We start from the raw sequence: 18561 nt of genomic DNA on the forward strand, positions 1-18561 counted from the left end.
GTCGTGGCTGGTCGCGCAGTTCCCCGCGCCCCTTGGGGGCGCGCCCGACCCGCTCAGAAGCCGCGGAGGACGACCGCCTTCGTGCGGGCGAACTCCTCGTCCGTGAGGACTCCGTCCCGGTGCAGCTCGCCCAACTCGCGCAGCCGGCGCAGCAGTACGTCGTGGTGGTCGGCCGGGGCCGGGGCCGGGGCCGGGACGGAGGCGGTGAGCCGACGTCTGCGGGCCGCGTCCTCGTGCCCGTCCGCGGGTTCGTCGTCGGCACGCGTGCGTGTCGAGGGATGCGGGAGACGGGCCGTGACCGCGGTCGCCACCAGCGCGGTGAGCAGGTCGCGGCTCACGTTGCCCCACAGGTCCAGCGCGTACGGGTCCCGCTCCGCGGGCAGTTTCGAGAACACCGTCCCGCCGGTCACGAAGCGCAGGAAGCCGTCCTCGTAGCCGGAGTTGGGCAGCCACTCGACCCGCACGACGTCGCGGACGTCGAGCACACGCGGCCCCGTCGCCCGCTTCACCCGGTCCGAGGTGTCCGCCCAGTCGACCCGCACCTGGACGCCGTCGAAGGAGACGACGCCGTCGGAGGACCGCACGGAGACCGGGACCGGCGGACCCGGCAGGAGGTAGGCCTTGGCCGGCTCGCCCGGGATCTGGTCCAGCAGCAGCGCGTGCCGGATCTCCTCGGCGAGGTACTCCGCGACCCCCGAGCGGTCGACGTCCACGGTCAGCCGGTAGGGGTCGGCCGCGTCGGGCAGCCGGCCGCCGGTCGCCTGCAACAGCGGATCGGCCCCCTCGCGCAGCCGCATCCGCAGCCGGCCGCGCCTGCGTTCGGGCTCGTAGACGACCCCGGCGACCGCCTCCAGGGGCACGGCGATCTCCCCGTACGTCTGCCGGAACAGCGGGACGGAGCGGTGCAGCCCCGGCGTGATCCTGACCGTCGTGCCGTCGAAGGCCCAGGTCCCGTCACGCTGGATGATCTCGGCCATACGGAAATTCTCGCAGCCGGGTCAACACTGCCCGCGCGGCTTCACCCCCGCTGACCAGACCTGGCGGAAACGAAGGGTGTGGCGTAGGGCACAATTCGCAGTCATCGCAGGGGAGTTGTTCACAGGGTGGCGGCAGGGGTCCGCACAGGGTCCCATCAAGGCCGCCATCCGATCGGGTAGCGGGGAAGGCAGGCGTCGGACGTGGCGGTTCAGGAGGCGAGACAGGGCGTGCATCCCGGCCCGGGAGCGGGTGCGGGAGCGGGCGCGCACGACGGCGGCTGTGCCTGCGGGGACTGCCCGCACGGCGCGCGCGAGGGGCATCGGCGCGCGGTGGCCGCGTTCCTGGTGAAACGCGAGGAGTTCGCGGCCGGACAGGGCTTGCCGGCCGCCGTCGCGCACTCGGCCTCCGCCTCGCGCCAGTGGGTCTCCGAGGAACTGGCGCAGTCCGCCGAGCTCGTGGCCGAACGCGGCCGCGCCGAGGGCGAGGCCTGGCTGGCCCGGCTCTGGCTCCGCACGGCGGTCACCGTGTGGGCGGCCGTCGTCGTGCTGTTGCTGGTCCAGTCGCTGACCGCCATCGGCGCGGGCTGGACCAGCGCCCGCACCGCCGGACTTCTTGCCGCGCTCGTCGTCGCCAGTGCGCTGACCGCCGCCTCCTGGTTCCACCGGGCGCGCGGCGGCGCGCTCGCGCCCGTGATCGGCGAGGACAATCGCCTCTCCACCTCCCGTGCGATCGCCGCCGCCTGGGTGCTGCTCGTGGCCTATGCGGTGCTGGTCCTGGTCGGCCGGCTCGCCGCCGCCTCCGGCCACGCCGAACGCGACGCGCTGATCGCCGGACTCGACCTCGCCCGCGGCGCCGGCGTGGTCACCGTCCTCGCCGTGGTCTGCGGGATCGCGGTGCTGGTACGCCGGGTGGTCGGCCTGCGCGTCCTCTCCCAACGGCTCCAGAAGGTCCGCGCCCACCGGCCCCGGGCCGCCGACCTGCTCACCGACGACGCCGGCCGCGGCACCTTCGCCGACATCCAGTACGTCGTGATCGGCGCCGTCGCCCTCGCCTTCGCCGCGGTCCGGCTGGCCCGCCGGCCCGACCAGCTGCCCGACCTGCCCTGGGGTCTGGCGGTCGTGGTCCTGGTCTCGGCCGCGACCTACCTCGCCGGCAAGTACGCCGAGGGCGGCCGCCCCGTCATCCTCTCCGTCGTCCGCTCCCGCGAGGCCGGCGACCTGGACGCCCCGATCCGCACCGGCGACGACATCGAGATCCGCGGCGCCGGCTTCGTCCCACCCGGCGCGCAGACCGCCGACCGGCTGTCCCGGATGGTCGTCCGCATCGGCCCGGTCCACGTCCACGTGCCCCTCGTCCCGGTCACGGGCGGCTTCAGCAACCCCACCGACGCGGTCCTCACCGTCCCCGTCCCGGTGGACGTGGAACCGGGCCGTCTGGACGTCCAGGTCGTCACCGCGGCAGGAGCGGAGACGAACCGCTACGCGATCGACGTCACGGAGTGATCCCGACGGTCGGAGTGATTCCGACGGTCGGAGTGATTCCGACGGTCGGAGTGATTCCGACGGTCGGAGTGATCCCGGCGGCCGGCGCGGCGGCGGTGTGAATCGGTGCGGCCGAGTGAATCCATGGAGCGCAGAAGCCGTGCCAACAGTTGAGCGCACCCCCCATTTCGTACGTATGGTCTGTTGAGGGGTCCCACCACTCAGGGCGAGAGGCGGCTACGGGCGATGACTCACGGCATGCGGACGGACACCTACCCCCCTAACCTCGACGGCGGCGGCGACTGGCGGGACACCGCCGCCCGGTACGCCCTTCTTCCCCTGCGCATCTTCCTCGGCGTCACCTTCACCTATGCCGGCCTCGACAAACTCACCGACAGCGCCTTCCTGAAGGACAGCGGCGCCGGCTCGATCGGCGAGACCATGCGCGCCGTCCGGGACTCCTCAGCCATCCCCGCCCTGGTCGACATGGCGCTGAACAACCCCGTCGCCTTCGGCTACGCCATGGCCTTCGGCGAACTCGCCGTCGGCATCGGCGCCCTGGTCGGCCTCCTCACCAGGCTCGCCGCGCTCGGCGGCGCGCTGATCTCGCTCAGCCTGTGGCTGACGGTGAGCTGGGCCTCGGATCCCTACTACTACGGCAACGACCTCCCCTATCTCATGGCCTGGCTGCCCTTCATCCTCGCCGGCGCTCCCGTCCTCTCCCTCGACGCGATCTGGCGCGCCAGGCGACGCCAGGCCGGCGGACGGGCGGCCTGACCTAGCTGGACCCCGCGCCCCTTGGACCCCCGGCCCCTTAGGCCGGGGGCGTCGTGCTTGTGCCGGTGTCCGTGGGCGGCGTGGTCCGGCGGGACGGGCCGCGTCGTTTGCGTATGCCCCCGGCCACGGAGCCCGCCGCGCCCGCCAGGAAGAGGCCGGCCATGACGACCGGGATCACCACGAACCACGGCGTCTCCCAGGCGCCGCCCGCGTCACCCACGTAGATGACGCCGGCGAGGGTGAAGAAGGCGCCGGCGACCAGCCTGCCGGGCCGGAACTCATGACGCAGCACGGGCCACCTCCGCCTGTCCGACTCCGACCTGGAGGTCGAGGTCGATGGTCCCCGCGTCCGCGTTGCCGGAGGCCGGCCGCAGGGTCACCTCCTTGTGCTTGCCCGGCTCCACGTCCACGTCCTTCTCGTCGTCGCCGGGCAGCTGGATGTCTCCGAGCCCCACGTCGATCCTCACCTTCACGATCACGTCCGGCGGCACGATCACCCGCAGCCGGCCCGCCCCCACCTCGGCATTGGTGCTCACGGTCTGCCCCTTGGCCAGGTCCAGCCGGGACAGGTCCAGGGTGCCCTCGCCGGTGCCCAGGTCGTAGGCCGAGCGCACCTGCGCCACCGCCGTGGGCCGCCAGGTCGTGTCCGTCCAGTGCGTGCCGATGTCCTTCGGCAGGGCGGCCGTGCAGGCCAGCAGGCCCGCCGTGACGATCGCCAGGAACACCGACCCCGCGCCCGTCCGCCCCAGGAACGAGCTGATCGCGATGCCCCCGCCGAGCACGATGAGCGCGGCTGCCAGACCGGCCTGCAGACTGGTGCCGAGCGGATGGTCGTCCCAGGTGAGCCGGGTGACGAGGCCGCCCGCAAGCGCGGCGAGCAGGAAGAGCCAGCCGCCGATCCAGCGGGGGCCGCGCGGTCCGGTGTACGCCTCGCGCGCGGTGCGTATGTCCTCGGGGCGGCGGTGGTGGTGCCCGGCGAGGTCGACTCTGACGGCCGCCATGATGTTCCGGCCGTGGGCGTCCCAAGGGCCCCACAGATAGCCGGTGCCGCCGTCGTGCGTGCCGTCCTTGACGATGGGGTCGCGCCACCAGGAGAGGTAGGCGGCGGGCACCGGCGGCGCCTGGGCCTCCGGCGGTGCGTCGGCCACGGCCTGGGCGGCCAGCGGGTCGGGGTCGGAGGAGTCCCGCTGCCGGGACCAGTACCCGGCTCCCGCGAGGAGAAGGGAGACGACGACGGCGAAGGTCAGCACGCTGCCGTTGTTCAGCATCGACAGGAACACCCCGCAGCCGACCAGCGCGAACAGCACGGCCGCGAGAGCCTGGCCGTCGACCCGTCCGGTGAGGAGCTTGCGCACCTCGTTCTGCCCGTTGTCGGCGTACGGGACGAAGAGCCAGGCGAAGCCGTAGAAGATGAGGCCGATGCCGCCGGTCGCGGAGAGCACGGCGAGCGTGATCCGGAAGATCACCGGGTCCATGTCGCAGTGCCGTCCGAGGCCCGCGCACACACCGGCGAGCATCTTGTGCTCGCGGTCCCGCCGGAACCCGGGCGGGGGGCCGGTCGCTTCGGCGCCTTCCGGAGTGCCGGGGGCGCCTGGTGAACCTGGTGCGCCTCCCGGTCCCGGTTCCGGTGCCGCCGTCGGCGTCCCTGCTGCCTGGGCGGCGATCGCGGCGGCTGTCGCGGCCTCGGTGGCCGCCTCGGCCACGGTCCGCGAGGCCTTTCCTCCCAGTCCTCCCCGTGCCCCCTGCTTTTCGTGCTCTTCGTGCTCTCCGTGTTCTCCGTGCGCGCGAGGCTTTTCACCGGCCGTGTCCGAGACGCCGGGGGACGCGGTGGCCGCGTCGGGCGCGGTGCCCCCGTCCGGCTCGGAGTCCGCGGCGTGCTGGTGATCTGTCATGAGTCCATGGTGGCGGGCGAGCCGCCCTCGCGGCAGTCGGAACGACCCTGGTCGGACCCTGATATCGGCCCTGATCCGGGGCAGGGGAGGCGTTCGACGTGCGGGGGCCGGGAAGATCAGGGGCGTCTCGGGGACGAACCCTGATGCCCGGGCCGACCGCCCGTGTGACCATCGTTGGCATGCCGGAAGCCGCAACAGCGCCACTCGTCGAACCGCGGCCGTCGCGCAAGCTCTACCGCAGCAGCGACGGACGCTGGCTGGGTGGCGTGGCGCGGGGGCTCGCCGGGCATCTCGGGCTGCCCGTCGTGTGGGTGCGGCTCGTCTTCGCCGGACTGTTCATGGCGGACGGCCTCGGCGCCCTGCTCTACGCGGCCTTCTGGTTCTTCGTGCCGCTCGGGGTCGGCGGTGTCGGCGATCAGAAACCCCCGTCGCTGGTCGCCACCGAGACCGCGCCCGACGGCCGCCGCAGGCTCGTCGCCCGCAAGCCCGACAAGGGGCAGATCGTCGCCCTGCTCCTCATGGTCGTCGTCGCCCTGGTCTTCGTCGGCAATGTGAACCTGGGCACCGGCGCCAAGGCGTATCTGCTGCCCGCCGTCCTCGTCGGCGCGGGCGTCGCCCTCGTCTGGAGACAGGCGGACAACGCGCGCCGGGCCCGCTGGGTCGAGGTAGGCCGCAGACGCCGTACGCTCACGCTCCTGCGCGCGGGCGCGGGCGTCCTGCTGGTCACGGCCGGCGTCTCCGGCATCTTCGTCCTGCAAGGCTCGGCCGCCCACCTCGGCTCGGTGCTCCAGGCGGCCCTCGCGGTCCTGGTCGGCATCACGCTCCTCGCCGGTCCCTACCTGGTCCGGATGACGCAGGACCTCTCCGAGGAGCGCCTGATGCGCATCCGGGCCCAGGAGCGGGCGGAGGTCGCCGCCCATGTCCACGACTCGGTGCTGCACACCCTGACCCTGATCCAGCGCAACGCGGAGAACGCCGGCGAGGTGCGCCGCCTCGCCCGCGCCCAGGAGCGGGACCTGCGCACCTGGCTCTACAAACCCGAGGGCACCGGGAAGGAGGAGGCCGACGAGCCGACCACCGTCGCCGACGCGGTGCGCCGCAACGCCGCCGAGGTCGAGGACAAGCACGGCGTCCCCATCGAGGTCGTGGTCGTCGGGGACTGCCCGCTCGACGAACGGGTCGGCGCACAGATGCAGGCCGCGCGCGAGGCGATGGTGAACGCGGCCAAGTACGGTGGCGAGGGCGGCGCCGTGCAGGTCTACGCCGAAGTCGAGGGCAGGACGGTCTTCGTGTCCGTCCGGGACCGTGGCCCCGGCTTCGACCTCGACTCGATACCCGCCGACCGCATGGGCGTCAGAGAATCGATCATCGGCCGTATGGAGCGCCACGGCGGGACGGCGCGGCTGCGCGCGGTCCCGGGCGGCGGCACGGAGGTCGAGCTGGAGATGGAGAGGGCGGAGAAGACGTCATGAGCGACCCGACCGAGACGAACGGCACGACGGGAGCGGCGGAGCAGCCGGTCCAGCCGGCGCAGGCCTCAGGCGACACCGCGAGCGGGCGCCGGGTGCGCGTGGTCCTCGTCGACGACCACCGCATGTTCCGTACCGGCGTGCAGGCCGAGATCGGCCAGACCGAGCAGACCGGAGTCGAGGTCGTCGGTGAGGCGGCGGACGTCGACCAGGCGGTCACCGTCATCACCGCGACCCGGCCCGAGGTGGTCCTCCTCGATGTCCATCTGCCGGGCGGAGGCGGGGTCGAAGTGCTGCGCCGCTGCGCCCCGTTGATGGCCGACGCCGAGCAGCCGGTGCGTTTCCTCGCGCTGTCGGTGTCGGACGCGGCGGAGGACGTGATCGGGGTGATCCGGGGCGGCGCGCGGGGCTACGTCACCAAGACGATCACCGGCGCGGATCTGGTGAACTCCGTGTTCCGGGTGCAGGAGGGCGACGCCGTCTTCTCGCCTCGCCTCGCCGGGTTCGTCCTGGACGCCTTCGCCTCCACGGACGCCCCGCCGGTCGACGAGGACCTCGACCGGCTCACCCAGCGCGAGCGCGAGGTCCTGCGGCTCATCGCCCGCGGTTACGCCTACAAGGAGATCGCCAAGCAGCTCTTCATCTCGGTCAAGACGGTCGAGTCCCATGTCTCGGCGGTGCTGCGCAAGCTCCAGCTGTCCAACCGGCACGAGCTCACCCGGTGGGCGACGGCGCGGCGACTGGTGTGACGCCGGCGGCCGGAGCGGGCTGGGTGCGCCCACCGGGTGACTCGCCGCTTCGTCGGTCGGCTCACTCGTCGGCTCAGACCACCCGGGTCGCGCCCGCGAAGGGCATCTCGTCGATCGGGGCGACGCGCACCGGTGCCGAGGGGTTCGGGGCGTGGATCATCCGGCCGTCGCCGATGTAGAGGCCCACGTGGGTGATGCCGGAGTAGAAGAACACCAGGTCGCCCGGGAGGAGTTCGGAGCGGGAGACGCGCTGCCCGGCGCCGATCTGGGCGTAGGTGGTGCGGGGGAGGGAGACGCCGGCGGAGCGGTACGAGGCCAGGACGAGGCCCGAGCAGTCGAAGGCGTTCGGTCCGGTCGCGCCCCACACATACGGGCTGCCGAGCTTGGAGTAGGCGTAGGAGACCGCGGCGGCCGCGCGGGAGCTGGGGGCGCCTACGGTGCCGGAGCCGGGGGCCTGGAGGTCGGTGCGTCCGCCCGAGGCGGTGCGTGAGGCACGATCGCCGGAGCCTGCGGCGGTTCCTCCGCTCGTGCCCTCGGCGATCCGGGCCTGCTCCGCCGCCGACAGTTGGGACAGCAGACGGCGGGCCGCGTCCAGCTTGCCGGTGATGGTCTCCTTCTGCGTCTTCAGCTCGGCCTGACGCGACTTGAGGGAGGTCAGTTCGACGCGCGCGGCACCGCGCAGTTGCTCGATCTCCCGCAGTTGTCTGCGGACCCGGGCGACGGCGGCCGACTGGCGGGCGCCGGCCCGCTCGGCGAAGGCGGCGCCGTCGAGATAGCCGTCGGGGTCGTCGGAGAGGGCCAGTTGGACGGCGGGGTCGAGTCCGGTGCTGCGGTACTGCGCCGCCGCCATCGAACCCAGCGCCTCCCGCGCCGAGTTGAGCTTCTCCTCCTTGCGTGCCGCCTCGTCCCGGATCGTCTCCAGCCGCTGCTCGGCCGCTGTCGCCCTCTCCTGCGCTCCGTTGTACTTCTCGGTGGCCGCCTCCGCCTCCTGGTACAGCTTGGCCACCTTCGCCTTGACCTCGGCCTGCGTCAGGTTCGGCTCGGCCTGTCCGGTCCCGTCGAAGGCCGTCGCCGTCGCCGCGCCCGCGAGGGCGAGGGTGAACGCCGTACGGGCCGTCTGGCCGCCGAGCGAGCGTTGTCGGGGCCTGCGGTGCGCTGCCACGTGGGACTGCACGTCCTTTCGTACGACCGCCTCGTCCGTTCGGACAGCCGCCGGGTGAGCTGGGGGCCGTCGTGGGGGAGCGGACGGACGGCCCCGGGAAGCGGCTGACGCGTCCGGCGACGGCCCGCACGGGGGAGCGGGGCCGCCGCCGGACCTTCTCGGCGGTGGTGGCCGACTGCCGCCCCTGGCCCGGGCGGCGGTGGGGAGCCGGTCACCTGGGGGAGGACGCTAGGCCCGGTGGTGTCGTTCGGGTAACGCGATGTGCGGAAGTGACTCGAGCGGACTGCCGGGTGACCGCACCTGTCCGAAATCCCGGACCGTGGCCGTCGGATTCACGCGGGGCGCTGACCGAAACGGCGTTTTCGGGACACGTCGGCGTGGCGGACTGCTATGGGACGCATATATGCAAGCCCGGTCGGCGGTCGGCGGTCGGCGGTCGGTCGGGCGGGGAGGGCCGGTGCGGGGCGGCACACCCCCGTCCCCCGTGGTGCGCAGTCGGGCGGCGTACCCGTGGCCCGGTGTCGAGCGGCGTACCGTGGCCCGGTGTCGGGGGGCGTACGCATGGCCCGGTGTCGGGGGCCCTTCCGGTGGCTGACTAGCATCCGGCCTCATGGACGTACTCATCCATCTTTTCGTCGGACTGCACATCATCGGCATCGCCGCGCTGCTGGGCGGCTTCCTCACACAGCTGAAGGCGATGGGCCAGGGCACGGCCCGCTTCGTCCCCGCGATGCTGCACGGCGCGGGCACGATGCTGGTCACCGGGGTGATCCTGGTCGGCCTCAACCAGGCCGACGACCAGCCCGTCGACAACATCAAGATCGGTGTGAAGCTGGCCCTGCTGATCGTGATCCTCGGCCTCGTCTACGTGAAGCGGGACGACGAGACGGTGGAGAAGCCGCTGTTCGGCCTGGTCGGACTGCTGACCGTGGCGAACATCTTCATCGCGGTGCTCTGGACCTGAGCGCGGCCGCGGCCGCGGTCGCGGCCGCCGCGGCGACGGCCAGCCACGCCGCCACCGCGACCCACAGCAGCACCTCCCCGGGCCCTTTCAGCGACGGGACGTCGACCTCGGCGGCCACGGCCAGGGTCGCCGCGGCGGACATCCCCATCGGGAACACCGTCGCCCAGCGGCACACGTCGTAGCGGGGCCGCGGCCAGCGCACCTCGGCGACGAGCAGGACGGCGTACCAGGCCAGGTCGAGCACGAGCAGCGCGACCGTGGCCGTGCGCAGGACGTCGGTGTCGTCGTCGTTCCACAGGTACAGGCCCCCGGCCTCGGCCGTGAGGAGATGCGCCCCCGCCAGCGCCGAGATGGCGAGCGCGCCGCCGGCCACCCACTGGTCCCCGGCTCCCTCGGCCACCTGCCGCAGGTCGAACAGGGCCAGGGCGACGCCGTAGAGCACGAGGCCGAGCCAGAACAGCACGAGCGCGGTGTGCGCGAGCCAGGCCACCGACTCCGCCTTCGCCAGGACCGCGCCGAGCAGCGCGAGCCCCTGCGTGGCCACGCAGGCCAGGAACACCGCCCCGGGCATGCGCCGCCGCCACCGCCGTACGACGGTCGCCAGCAGCACGGGCCACAGCACCGCCGCCAGCGCGAGCAGCGCCGCGGCCAGGGTCTGCCGGCCGAGCAGCGAGACGCGCGTGCCGAGCACGGCCGTCGCCGCGACGGCGGTCAGCGCCGCCGGTGTCCCCGCCTCCGCCAGCCATCGCGCGCGCTCGCGCAGCAGCCGCAGCACGAAGTCCGCCGCCAGCGCCACCCAGGCGGCGCCCGCGAGCGCCAGGGCCACGCGGGACAGCGTCTCGTAGTCCGTCTGCTGCAGGCCGATCGACAGGATCCCGGTCGCCATCACAGCGGCCCCGGCGGCCGGCTGCCGCCGCGCCCACCACACATGGAACGGCGAGCGGGGGGCGGGCCCGGGGGCAGGGGAGGGACGAGCGGGGGAGCCGGACATGCGGCGATGCTAAGGAGCGCGGCGCGTGGTGTGCGGGGGGCTCGCGCGCGGGCGGGTGGAATTACGCGCGGGTGCAGGGTGCAGGGTGCAGGTGAGGGGCGGGCGGCCACGCGCGTGTGCCCAGGGTCGTGCGGCCCACGCGCGTGTGCCCAGGGTCGTGCGGCCTACGCGCGCGTGCCGGGAAGGAGGCTCACGCGCGTGTGCGTCGCTCAGGCCGGGCGGATCACGCGCGTGTGCGTGCGGTCAGGCCGGGCGGACCACGCTGTGGATGTTCGACTCGCCGTCGTAGTGGACCGACTCCTCGCGCACGTAGGTGCCCGGCTTCGGGGCGTGGATCATCATGCCGTTGCCGATGTGGACGCCGACGTGGCTGATGTCGTCGTAGAAGAAGATCAGGTCGCCGGGCTGTGCGTCGGCGAGGCGGACCGGGGTGCCGGCGGTCACCTGGTCGTAGGCGGTGCGCGGGAGAGTGACCCCGGCGGCCCTCCAGACGGCCTGGGTCAGGCCCGAGCAGTCGTAGGAGTCGGGGCCCGCCGCGCCCCACACGTACGGCTTGCCGATCTGCTCGCGGGCGAAGGCGAGCGCCTTGGCGGCCTTGGTGGCGTACGAGGAGTCCACGGCGGTGGACGAGGACGAGGAACCCGTGCCGGCCGAGCCGGCGCCGCTCTCCTGCTGTGCCGCGGTCTGTGCCGCGGTCTGCGCCGAGGCTTGGTCGGCCGCCTGCTGCCGGGCGAGCTCCGCCGCCTGGCGCGCGGCCTCCTCCTGCTCCTCCTTCTCGATCGCCGCGAGGCGCGCCTGCTCCTGGGCCGTCAGTTGGGCCGTCAACTGGGACAGCAGCTCGCGCGCGTCGCCGAGCTTCTTCTGGACGGCGGCCTTGGCGGTCTGGAGGCCGTGCTGCGAGTCGGTGAGCGCCGCGAGGCTCTCGGCGGCCTCCTGACGCTGCTTCATCGTCGCCGACCGCTCGGTGACGTAGTCGTCGACCGTGCCCTTCTGGCGGTCGGTCAGCCGGTCCGTCAGGTGGTTCTGGTCGAGGTGGTCCTGCGGGGTGTCCGCGAGCAGGGACGTCGCCGTGTCGGGCGCGGCGGCGCCGGTGCGGTACTGGGCCGTGGCGGCGGAACCCGGCTCCTCCCGCGCCTCGTTGCGCTTCTGGGCGCGCTGGGTGCGCTGGGCGACGGCGTCCTGGAGGCCGTCGGCCTGTTTGCGCTGCCTGGTGGTCTTCTCCTTGGCGGAGTTGGACTTCTCGGTCGCCGACCCCGCCTGGCGGTAGAGGTCGCCGACCTTCTTCTCGACCTCCTCCAGGCTCGGCGTGCCGTCCTCCTGCGGAGCGGCGTTCGCCGTCTGGGAGAGCAGGGCCACGGAGGTGAGGGCGGCGGTGGCGAGCGCGGGGGTGCGTATGCCCGCCACGCGCGTGCCCGCGGAGCGCGGCTTGCGGTGCTGCGACGCCAAGGGAGGCGACTCCTTTGGTTCAGTGGGTCCGCGGTCGGCCGCCACTCGGGGGCGCGCCGGACTCGGCGGAGGCCGGGCGGCCCGGCGAGGTTTCACCGGTGGGGGATGCGTGTGGCCTGGCGAAACGGTAGCCAACTCGTGCTGCTCCTGTGAAGGTTGATGGGCGATATGCCCGATACGTCTTCGTGACCTTCGGTGAGGTCCGCAGGGGGGATCACGTGTGGTGACGGCGGAGCGCCGGAGGGTGAGAGCGGAGATGTTTCCGGGGCGGCAGCCGCTTGTCAGTGGTGCCCCCTAGACTCGGAGAGCGATGAGCAGCCTCTTTGACGACAGCTTCCTGGCGGACCTCCAGGGCCCCCGTGCCCACGAGGAGGAGCCCCCGCCGCCGCCCGAGGACGACCACGGACCGGAGTCGGTCCCGGACGATCTGTTCGGCGGGAAGTTTGACGTGCCCCCGGACCGCGACGCCCACTACCGCGGCGGCGCCCCCCGCCCGGTCCTGGACGCGGCCGCACTCCTGGAGGGGCTGAACGACAACCAGCGCGCGGCCGTCGCCCACGCCGGCACCCCGCTGCTCATCGTGGCCGGCGCCGGCTCCGGCAAGACGCGCGTGCTCACCCACCGCATCGCCCACCTGCTCGCCGAGCGGCATGTGCACCCGGGCCAGATCCTCGCGATCACCTTCACCAACAAGGCCGCGGGCGAGATGAAGGAGCGCGTCGAGCACCTCGTCGGCCCGCGCGCGAACGCGATGTGGGTGATGACGTTCCACAGCGCGTGCGTGCGCATCCTGCGCAGGGAGAGCAAGCGGCTCGGCTTCACATCGTCGTTCTCGATCTACGACGCTGCCGACTCCAAGCGCCTGATGGCCCTGGTCTGCCGGGATCTGGACCTCGACCCCAAGCGCTACCCGCCCAAGTCCTTCAGCGCCAAGATCAGCAACCTCAAGAACGAGCTGATCGACGAGGAGGACTTCGCCGCCCAGGCCGGCGACGGCTTCGAGAAAACGCTCGCCCAGGCCTACGCGATGTACCAGTCCCGGCTGCGCGAGGCCAACGCCCTCGACTTCGACGACCTGATCATGACGACGGTCAACCTGCTGCGCGCCTTCCCGGACGTCGCCGAGCACTACCGCCGCCGCTTCCGGCACGTCCTGGTCGACGAGTACCAGGACACCAACCACGCCCAGTACGCCCTCGTGCGCGAACTGGTCGGCACCTCCGAGCACCCCGTCGACGTGCCGCCGAACGAGTACGACGTGCCGCCCGCCGAGCTCTGCGTCGTCGGTGACGCCGACCAGTCGATCTACGCCTTCCGCGGGGCGACGATCCGCAACATCCTCCAGTTCGAGGAGGACTACCCGAACGCGACGACGATCCTGCTGGAGCAGAACTACCGCTCCACGCAGACGATCCTGTCCGCGGCCAACGCGGTCATCGAGCGCAACGAGTCCCGCCGCCCCAAGAACCTGTGGACCAACGCGGGCGCGGGCGCGCGCATCACCGGCTACGTCGCCGACACCGAGCACGACGAGGCGCAGTTCGTCGCCGACGAGATAGACCGACTGACGGACGCGGGCGACGCCAAGGCGGGCGACGTGGCGGTCTTCTACCGCACCAACGCCCAGTCCCGGGTCTTCGAGGAGATCTTCATCCGGGTGGGCCTGCCCTACAAGGTCGTCGGCGGCGTCCGCTTCTACGAGCGCAAGGAGGTCCGGGACGTCCTGGCCTACCTGCGCGTGCTGGCCAACCCGGAGGACTCGGTGCCGCTGCGCCGGATCCTCAATGTGCCCAAGCGCGGCATCGGCGACCGCGCCGAGGCGATGATCGACGCCCTCTCCCAGCGGGAGAAGATCAGCTTCGCGCAGGCGCTGCAGCGCGTCGACGAGGCGTACGGCATGGCCTCGCGGTCGACGAACGCCGTGAAGCGGTTCAACGCGCTGATGGACGACCTCCGCACGATCGTCGAGTCGGGCGCCGGTCCGGCGACGGTCCTGGAAGCGGTGCTCGAACGCACCGGCTACCTCGCCGAGTTGCAGGCCTCCACCGACCCGCAGGACGAGACCCGCATCGAGAACCTCCAGGAACTCGCCGCCGTGGCCCTGGAGTTCGAGCAGGAGTCCGGGGAGACCGAAGGAGAGGGCGAGGGTGCGGCCGCGGCCGCGGCGCCCGTCGGGCTCGCCGCCTTCCTGGAGCGGGTCGCGCTCGTCGCCGACTCCGACCAGATCCCGGACGAGGAGGAGGACGGCTCGGGCGTCATCACCCTGATGACCCTGCACACCGCCAAGGGCCTGGAGTTCCCCGTCGTCTTCCTCACCGGCATGGAGGACGGCGTCTTCCCGCACATGCGCGCCCTCGGCCAGGCCAAGGAACTGGAGGAGGAGCGCCGCCTCGCCTACGTCGGCATCACGCGCGCGCGTGAGCGGCTCTACCTCACCCGCTCCGCGCTGCGCAGCGCCTGGGGGCAGCCGTCGTACAACCCGCCGTCCCGGTTCCTGGAGGAGATCCCGCCGACGCATGTGGACTGGAAGCGGACGGGAGCCACCGCGCCCGTGTCCTCCGGCCCGGTGTCCGGGGTGGCGGCGTCGCTGTCCTCGTCCCGCTCGCGTTCCTCGGCCGCGGGCGCGTCCGGCTTCGCGACGCGCCGGGGTGCGGCGGAGAAGCCGGTGGTCGCGCTGACCGTCGGCGACCGCGTCACGCACGACCAGTTCGGGCTGGGCACGGTCGTCGGAGTGAAGGGCACGGGCGCGAACGCGGAGGCCACGGTCGACTTCGGCGACACCAAGCCGAAGCGACTGCTGCTGCGCTACGCGCCGGTGGAGAAGCTCTGAGCGGGTCGGGCGAAATCGGCTGCGGTGCGGCAGCGCCCCTTTAGGGGCGCGGGGAACTGCGCGACCAGCCACGACGGCGCCGCAGCAGAACGACGGCACAGCGCGGCACTCCCAGCGGAGCGCTCAGTGCGAGGCCGTCGGGTCTACGTCGGGTTGAGGCCGTGGCTGCGCAGCCAGGGCAGCGGGTCTATGGGGGAGCCGCCGGCCGGCCGGACCTCGAAGTGCAGGTGCGGACCGGTGGAGTTGCCGGAGTTCCCGGAGTACGCGATGGGGTCGCCGGCCTTGACCGTCGTGCCGGAGGCGACGCGGTAGCTGGAGAGGTGGCAGTACCAGGTCTCCGTGCCGTCCTTCGCCGTCACGATCATCATGTTGCCGTAGGCGTTGTTCCACTGCGTGCGCACGGTGCCGTCGGTCGCCGCCATCACCGTCGTGCCGTAGGAGACCGGGAAGTCGATGCCGGTGTGCTGGGACATCCAGTTGATGCCGGCCTGGCCGTAGTAGGCGCTGAGGCCGTGCTTCGCGACCGGCAGGGCGTACTTGGGGCGCAGCCGCTCCTTGCGGGCCGCCTCCGCCGCCGCCTTCTTCTTCTCGGCTTCCTGCTGAGTCTTGAGGTCGATACGTTCCTGCGTCCGGCTGGCCCGGTCGGCGAAGTCGTCGGCCTCGGCGGAGAGGGTCTCCAGCTGGCTGTCCAGCTTGGTGTTGGCGGCGGACGGTTTCACCGGCTGCGCGTCGGAGGCGGAGGCCGTCGTGTCCTTGTCGCTCTCGCCGCCGGTCAGCGTGCCGACGGAGGCGGCGGCGATGCCGGCGACCCCCATCACACAGGCCGAGGGGACCGCGATGGTCAGCAGCGCGGAGCGCTTCGCGGGCATCCGGCGCCGGGAACGGTTCGCGTTGCGGGTGGCCGCCCGCCCGACCGGTGCGGGGGCGGCGTCCTCCTGCTCGTCGAGGAGCGGGAGCGGGGCGCCGTCGGACGACTCGCCCTCGGCCGGGCCGGATTCGTCGTACCCGGCCTGTTCGATCCGTTCGATCTGATCGACGTGTTCGAAGGTGGCGGTGGCCTGCTGGTCGAACGGGACCTCGGCCGGCTGCTCGTACTCGTCGGCGTCCTGGGCCGCCTGGGCGGCCTGCGCGGACTCGCCGCCGTCGGAGTTCCACTGCGTCGCGTCGTACGCGCCGGTGTCGAAGGCCTGCGTGCCCCATTCCCAGTGCTGGGTCTGGTCGGCCGGGCTGCCGGACTGGTCGGGCTGCAGCCAGGCGTTCGCGTCGACGGGGGACCCCCACGCGCCGCCGTCGGGCCCCGTCGCCTGCTGCGGGACGGCGGCCAGGTGCTGGTGCTGGCCGGTGGCCCAGGCGGTCGCGTCGTAGGAGCCCGAGTCGTAGACCGCGTGGTGCTGGGCGGCGTACCCGTCGTAGTTCAGGGTCTGGTGGCTGCCCGTGTCCGCGGCCTGAAGGCCCTGGTGGTCCTGATGACCGTCGGTGCTCCACTGTGCGCCGGTGTCGTAGGTGCCGGTCGCCTGGCCCGTGCTGTCGCCGGGGAACCCGCCGAAGAGGGGGTCCGCTGTCGTGAAGTGTCCGGTGGCGTGCGCGCCGGTGTCGTAGGCGCCGGTCTCGTAGCCGGGGTACGTGGTGAAGCCGTCGTACTGGGCTTCCTGGGTGCCGTAGGACGCGTAGTGCGCTGCGGCGGGCTCGGAAGCCGGGGCCGGGGTGGTCATGATCCCCGACGGGTGACGGTCGTTCACCAACTTCTCTTTCGCCGACGACAGGGGCTGCCAGAGCAGTGCGGCGACTGTACCCGGCAGTACGCGGGCACGACAATCTTCTGCAGGTTTCGCGCTCGAAGGAAAGGGGCATTCGGCGGTGTTTCGGGGGACGACGGGCGCGGGTTTGGCCGTATGTTCGAATGATGTTCGAGGTGGGAGGGGTGTCGAGCGGGTCTCGGCGCGTCGTCAGGCCACGGTGAGGTCGTCGGAGCGGGGGCCGGTGCGTGCGCCGGCGGACGCTCCCGCGGCCGCGGTGGCCGACTCCGTGTGCGCGGCGTCGAGGGCCTGCCGGATGCCGGTCGCCACGGCCGGGTGCACCGGCAGGGCGAGGTGGCCGATCCCGGTCACCCGGACGTTCTGCGCCAGCAGGTCGGGATGGTCGACGCAGGCGGTCTCCAGCGGGTCCATCAGGTGGTCGAGGTCGCTCCAGAAGCTGACGAAGTGCGTCCGGCAGCCCGGCGCGGGCCGGGAGAGCTCCTCGATGACCTGCGAGCCGGGGCGCATCTGGCGCACGATCGGGTGCGCGTTCGCCAGCGGCGCCACCCGGGTGCCGGAGTGCGGGGTGCCCAGCGTGACCAGCGTCCGCACGCGCACGTCACCGCCCAGCCGCTGCACGTAGTAGCGGGCTATGAGGCCGCCCAGGCTGTGCCCGACCACATCGACCTGCGGGCTGCCGGTGCGCTCGCATATCTCCTCTATGTGCCGGCCGAGCAACTCGGCCGCGGTCCGGATGTCGCAGGTCAGGGGGGAGTAGTTGAGCGACTCCACCCGATGCCTGCCGTGCTGGGCCAGGCTGCGGCGCAGCAGGACGAACACGGAACGGTTGTCGATGAAGCCGTGCAGCAGCACGACCGGGGGCGGGGCCGCCTGCGTGGGCAGCTGTGCGGGCTCCTCGCCGCTCGGCCCGGCGAGCGCGGGGTGCGCCGCGCCACGGCGCTCCTGGGCGATGCCGGAGGGGTAGAGGAGCAGATGGCCCGCGAGGATCGCCAGATCCAGCGCGGTCGCCTTGAGGAGGGTCAGGGACAGACCGGCCAGCCTGCCCGGAAGGCCGGGAACGCTCGGCAGGCTCGTGATGCACGTGATGTTCGGGAAGGCCGACAGGCTCGCAAGGCTCGGCATGTCCGCCAGCAGACGCCGGTAGAACGGGAGAAAGGGCTGCAGTGCCCAGGTGACCTTCACTGGCCGACCTCCTGTCGGCACGCTGAGGACTTCTCTGTCCCCCGTGTGCCCTCGTTGAAGTCGCTGTCGAGGAGGTCGAGCGGGCACGACAGGGTGTGGAGCGGGTGTGGCCGGTGCTGCGGGGTGTCCACGGCTCGTGCGACACCCGTTGCACCGTTTGACGCGACGACGATCCCTGTCCGCTGTGGTGACGAGGCTCCTCGCTGTCGTGCCTTACCTGCCCTACGTGACCATCGTGCCTGCCGATGCGCCGTACCGCCACGCAGCGCGGCCTGCTGCCTGGCGGTACGGCGACCTCGTCGCGGCTCCCGGTGCGGCTGCTCCCCCTCGTGGCGCGGGCGAACAGTGCGCGATGAACGTGTCCCTGCGTGTGATTTCCCCCTCGGCCGGCACGGTGAAACTGCCGGTTGCGGGATGCTGGGGATAACGTTCGTTCACTCGGTCGCTTCATGGAGGCAGTGATGGGTGTGGCAGCCGGTCCGATCCGCGTGGTGGTGGCCAAGCCGGGGCTCGACGGCCACGACCGCGGAGCCAAAGTGATCGCGCGGGCGCTGCGCGACGCCGGTATGGAGGTCATCTACACCGGTCTCCACCAGACGCCCGAGCAGATCGTGGACACCGCGATCCAGGAGGACGCCGACGCGATCGGACTGTCCATCCTGTCCGGGGCCCACAACACGCTCTTCGCCGCGGTGATCGAGCTGCTGGCCGAGCGGGAGGCGGAGGACATCCTGGTCTTCGGCGGCGGGATCATCCCCGAGGCCGACATCGCGCCGCTGAAGGAGAAGGGCGTCGCCGAGATCTTCACTCCGGGGGCCACCACGGCGTCGATCGTGGAGTGGGTCCGGGCCAATGTGCGACAGCCCGCGGGGGCCTGAACGAA

Annotated in this window: 15 protein-coding genes; 7 read left to right on the plus strand and 8 right to left on the minus strand. The window is 72.5% G+C overall.

The genetic code is table 11. The annotated features are described in order from the left end of the window. Window positions 1-53: 53 nt before the first annotated feature. A complete protein-coding gene (locus ACWCPF_RS01770; RefSeq protein WP_451042954.1) occupies window positions 54-977 on the minus strand; it encodes a DUF4429 domain-containing protein in 924 nt (307 codons plus the stop codon). Window positions 978-1178: 201 nt separating this feature from the next. Between ACWCPF_RS01770 and ACWCPF_RS01775 the strand changes: the two genes are divergently transcribed. Continuing rightward, a complete protein-coding gene (locus tag ACWCPF_RS01775) occupies window positions 1179-2480 on the plus strand; it encodes a hypothetical protein (RefSeq protein ID WP_451042955.1) in 1302 nt (433 codons plus the stop codon). A gap of 225 nt (window positions 2481-2705) precedes the next feature. After that, window positions 2706-3236, plus strand: a complete 531-nt coding sequence (locus ACWCPF_RS01780) for a DoxX family protein (RefSeq protein WP_451042956.1) — start codon at window positions 2706-2708, stop codon at window positions 3234-3236. Window positions 3237-3273: 37 nt separating this feature from the next. Here the strand turns inward: ACWCPF_RS01780 and ACWCPF_RS01785 are convergent, their stop codons facing one another. After that, the gene (locus ACWCPF_RS01785; RefSeq protein ID WP_451042957.1) at window positions 3274-3528 is read right to left on the minus strand and encodes a hypothetical protein; all 255 of its coding nucleotides are present in this window, start codon (window positions 3526-3528) and stop codon (window positions 3274-3276) included. Continuing rightward, window positions 3515-5128, minus strand: coding sequence for a PspC domain-containing protein (locus ACWCPF_RS01790; RefSeq protein WP_451042958.1), 1614 nt, complete (start codon window positions 5126-5128; stop codon window positions 3515-3517). Before ACWCPF_RS01790 ends, ACWCPF_RS01785 begins: the two co-directional genes overlap by 14 nt. A gap of 143 nt (window positions 5129-5271) precedes the next feature. Here ACWCPF_RS01790 and ACWCPF_RS01795 point away from each other — a divergent pair, with 143 nt between their 5' ends. Together ACWCPF_RS01795 and ACWCPF_RS01800 are read left to right on the plus strand one after the other, a co-directional pair. Further along, entirely contained in the window at window positions 5272-6600 is a 1329-nt protein-coding gene (locus ACWCPF_RS01795) for an ATP-binding protein (protein ID WP_451042959.1), read from the plus strand. Next, window positions 6597-7346 carry a LuxR C-terminal-related transcriptional regulator gene (locus tag ACWCPF_RS01800; protein WP_451042960.1) on the plus strand — a complete coding sequence of 250 codons (750 nt, stop codon included), beginning with the start codon at window positions 6597-6599 and terminating at the stop codon, window positions 7344-7346. Before ACWCPF_RS01795 ends, ACWCPF_RS01800 begins: the two co-directional genes overlap by 4 nt. Before the next feature lie 73 nt (window positions 7347-7419). On the opposite strand, the gene ACWCPF_RS01805 is transcribed toward ACWCPF_RS01800, so the two are convergent. Then, window positions 7420-8508 carry an NlpC/P60 family protein gene (locus ACWCPF_RS01805; RefSeq protein ID WP_451043112.1) on the minus strand — a complete coding sequence of 363 codons (1089 nt, stop codon included), beginning with the start codon at window positions 8506-8508 and terminating at the stop codon, window positions 7420-7422. A 610-nt stretch (window positions 8509-9118) separates the two neighbouring features. Here ACWCPF_RS01805 and ACWCPF_RS01810 point away from each other — a divergent pair. Beyond that, window positions 9119-9472 carry a hypothetical protein gene (locus tag ACWCPF_RS01810; protein ID WP_451042961.1) on the plus strand — a complete coding sequence of 118 codons (354 nt, stop codon included), beginning with the start codon at window positions 9119-9121 and terminating at the stop codon, window positions 9470-9472. On the opposite strand, the gene ACWCPF_RS01815 is transcribed toward ACWCPF_RS01810, so the two are convergent. Continuing rightward, on the minus strand, window positions 9450-10463 hold the full coding sequence (locus ACWCPF_RS01815; RefSeq protein ID WP_451042962.1) for a tellurite resistance/C4-dicarboxylate transporter family protein: 1014 nt from the start codon (window positions 10461-10463) through the stop codon (window positions 9450-9452). The two genes, ACWCPF_RS01810 and ACWCPF_RS01815, sit on opposite strands and share 23 nt — an antisense overlap. 243 nt (window positions 10464-10706) lie before the next feature. After that, complete coding sequence (locus ACWCPF_RS01820) at window positions 10707-11909, minus strand: NlpC/P60 family protein (protein ID WP_451042963.1); 1203 nt, start codon at window positions 11907-11909, stop codon at window positions 10707-10709. 310 nt (window positions 11910-12219) lie between these two features. Between ACWCPF_RS01820 and pcrA the strand changes: the two genes are divergently transcribed. Beyond that, the gene (gene pcrA, locus ACWCPF_RS01825; RefSeq protein ID WP_451042964.1) at window positions 12220-14739 is read left to right on the plus strand and encodes a DNA helicase PcrA; all 2520 of its coding nucleotides are present in this window, start codon (window positions 12220-12222) and stop codon (window positions 14737-14739) included. A 143-nt stretch (window positions 14740-14882) separates the two neighbouring features. On the opposite strand, the gene ACWCPF_RS01830 is transcribed toward pcrA, so the two are convergent. Together ACWCPF_RS01830 and ACWCPF_RS01835 are read right to left on the minus strand one after the other, a co-directional pair. Then, the gene (locus tag ACWCPF_RS01830) at window positions 14883-16478 is read right to left on the minus strand and encodes a M23 family metallopeptidase (RefSeq protein ID WP_451042965.1); all 1596 of its coding nucleotides are present in this window, start codon (window positions 16476-16478) and stop codon (window positions 14883-14885) included. 207 nt (window positions 16479-16685) lie between these two features. Beyond that, window positions 16686-17678, minus strand: a complete 993-nt coding sequence (locus ACWCPF_RS01835) for an esterase/lipase family protein (protein WP_451042966.1) — start codon at window positions 17676-17678, stop codon at window positions 16686-16688. A gap of 461 nt (window positions 17679-18139) precedes the next feature. On the opposite strand from ACWCPF_RS01835, the gene ACWCPF_RS01840 reads away from it, so the two are divergent. Beyond that, window positions 18140-18556 (plus strand): cobalamin B12-binding domain-containing protein, encoded by a 417-nt coding sequence (locus ACWCPF_RS01840; RefSeq protein WP_451042967.1) that lies wholly within the window; start codon window positions 18140-18142, stop codon window positions 18554-18556. The last annotated feature ends 5 nt before the right edge of the window (window positions 18557-18561 follow it).

This window comes from Streptomyces sp. NPDC001858, assembly GCF_053594615.1.

Coding starts and splice junctions, on each gene's coding strand:
- ACWCPF_RS01840 (WP_451042967.1), top strand. CDS start 18,140: ATGGGTGTGGCAGCCGGTCCGATCCGCGTGGTGGTGGCCAAGCCGGGG.
- ACWCPF_RS01795 (WP_451042959.1), top strand. CDS start 5,272: ATGCCCGGGCCGACCGCCCGTGTGACCATCGTTGGCATGCCGGAAGCC.
- ACWCPF_RS01780 (WP_451042956.1), top strand. CDS start 2,706: ATGACTCACGGCATGCGGACGGACACCTACCCCCCTAACCTCGACGGC.
- pcrA (WP_451042964.1), top strand. CDS start 12,220: ATGAGCAGCCTCTTTGACGACAGCTTCCTGGCGGACCTCCAGGGCCCC.
- ACWCPF_RS01790 (WP_451042958.1), bottom strand. CDS start 5,128: ATGACAGATCACCAGCACGCCGCGGACTCCGAGCCGGACGGGGGCACC.
- ACWCPF_RS01810 (WP_451042961.1), top strand. CDS start 9,119: ATGGACGTACTCATCCATCTTTTCGTCGGACTGCACATCATCGGCATC.
- ACWCPF_RS01800 (WP_451042960.1), top strand. CDS start 6,597: ATGAGCGACCCGACCGAGACGAACGGCACGACGGGAGCGGCGGAGCAG.
- ACWCPF_RS01815 (WP_451042962.1), bottom strand. CDS start 10,463: ATGTCCGGCTCCCCCGCTCGTCCCTCCCCTGCCCCCGGGCCCGCCCCC.
- ACWCPF_RS01770 (WP_451042954.1), bottom strand. CDS start 977: ATGGCCGAGATCATCCAGCGTGACGGGACCTGGGCCTTCGACGGCACG.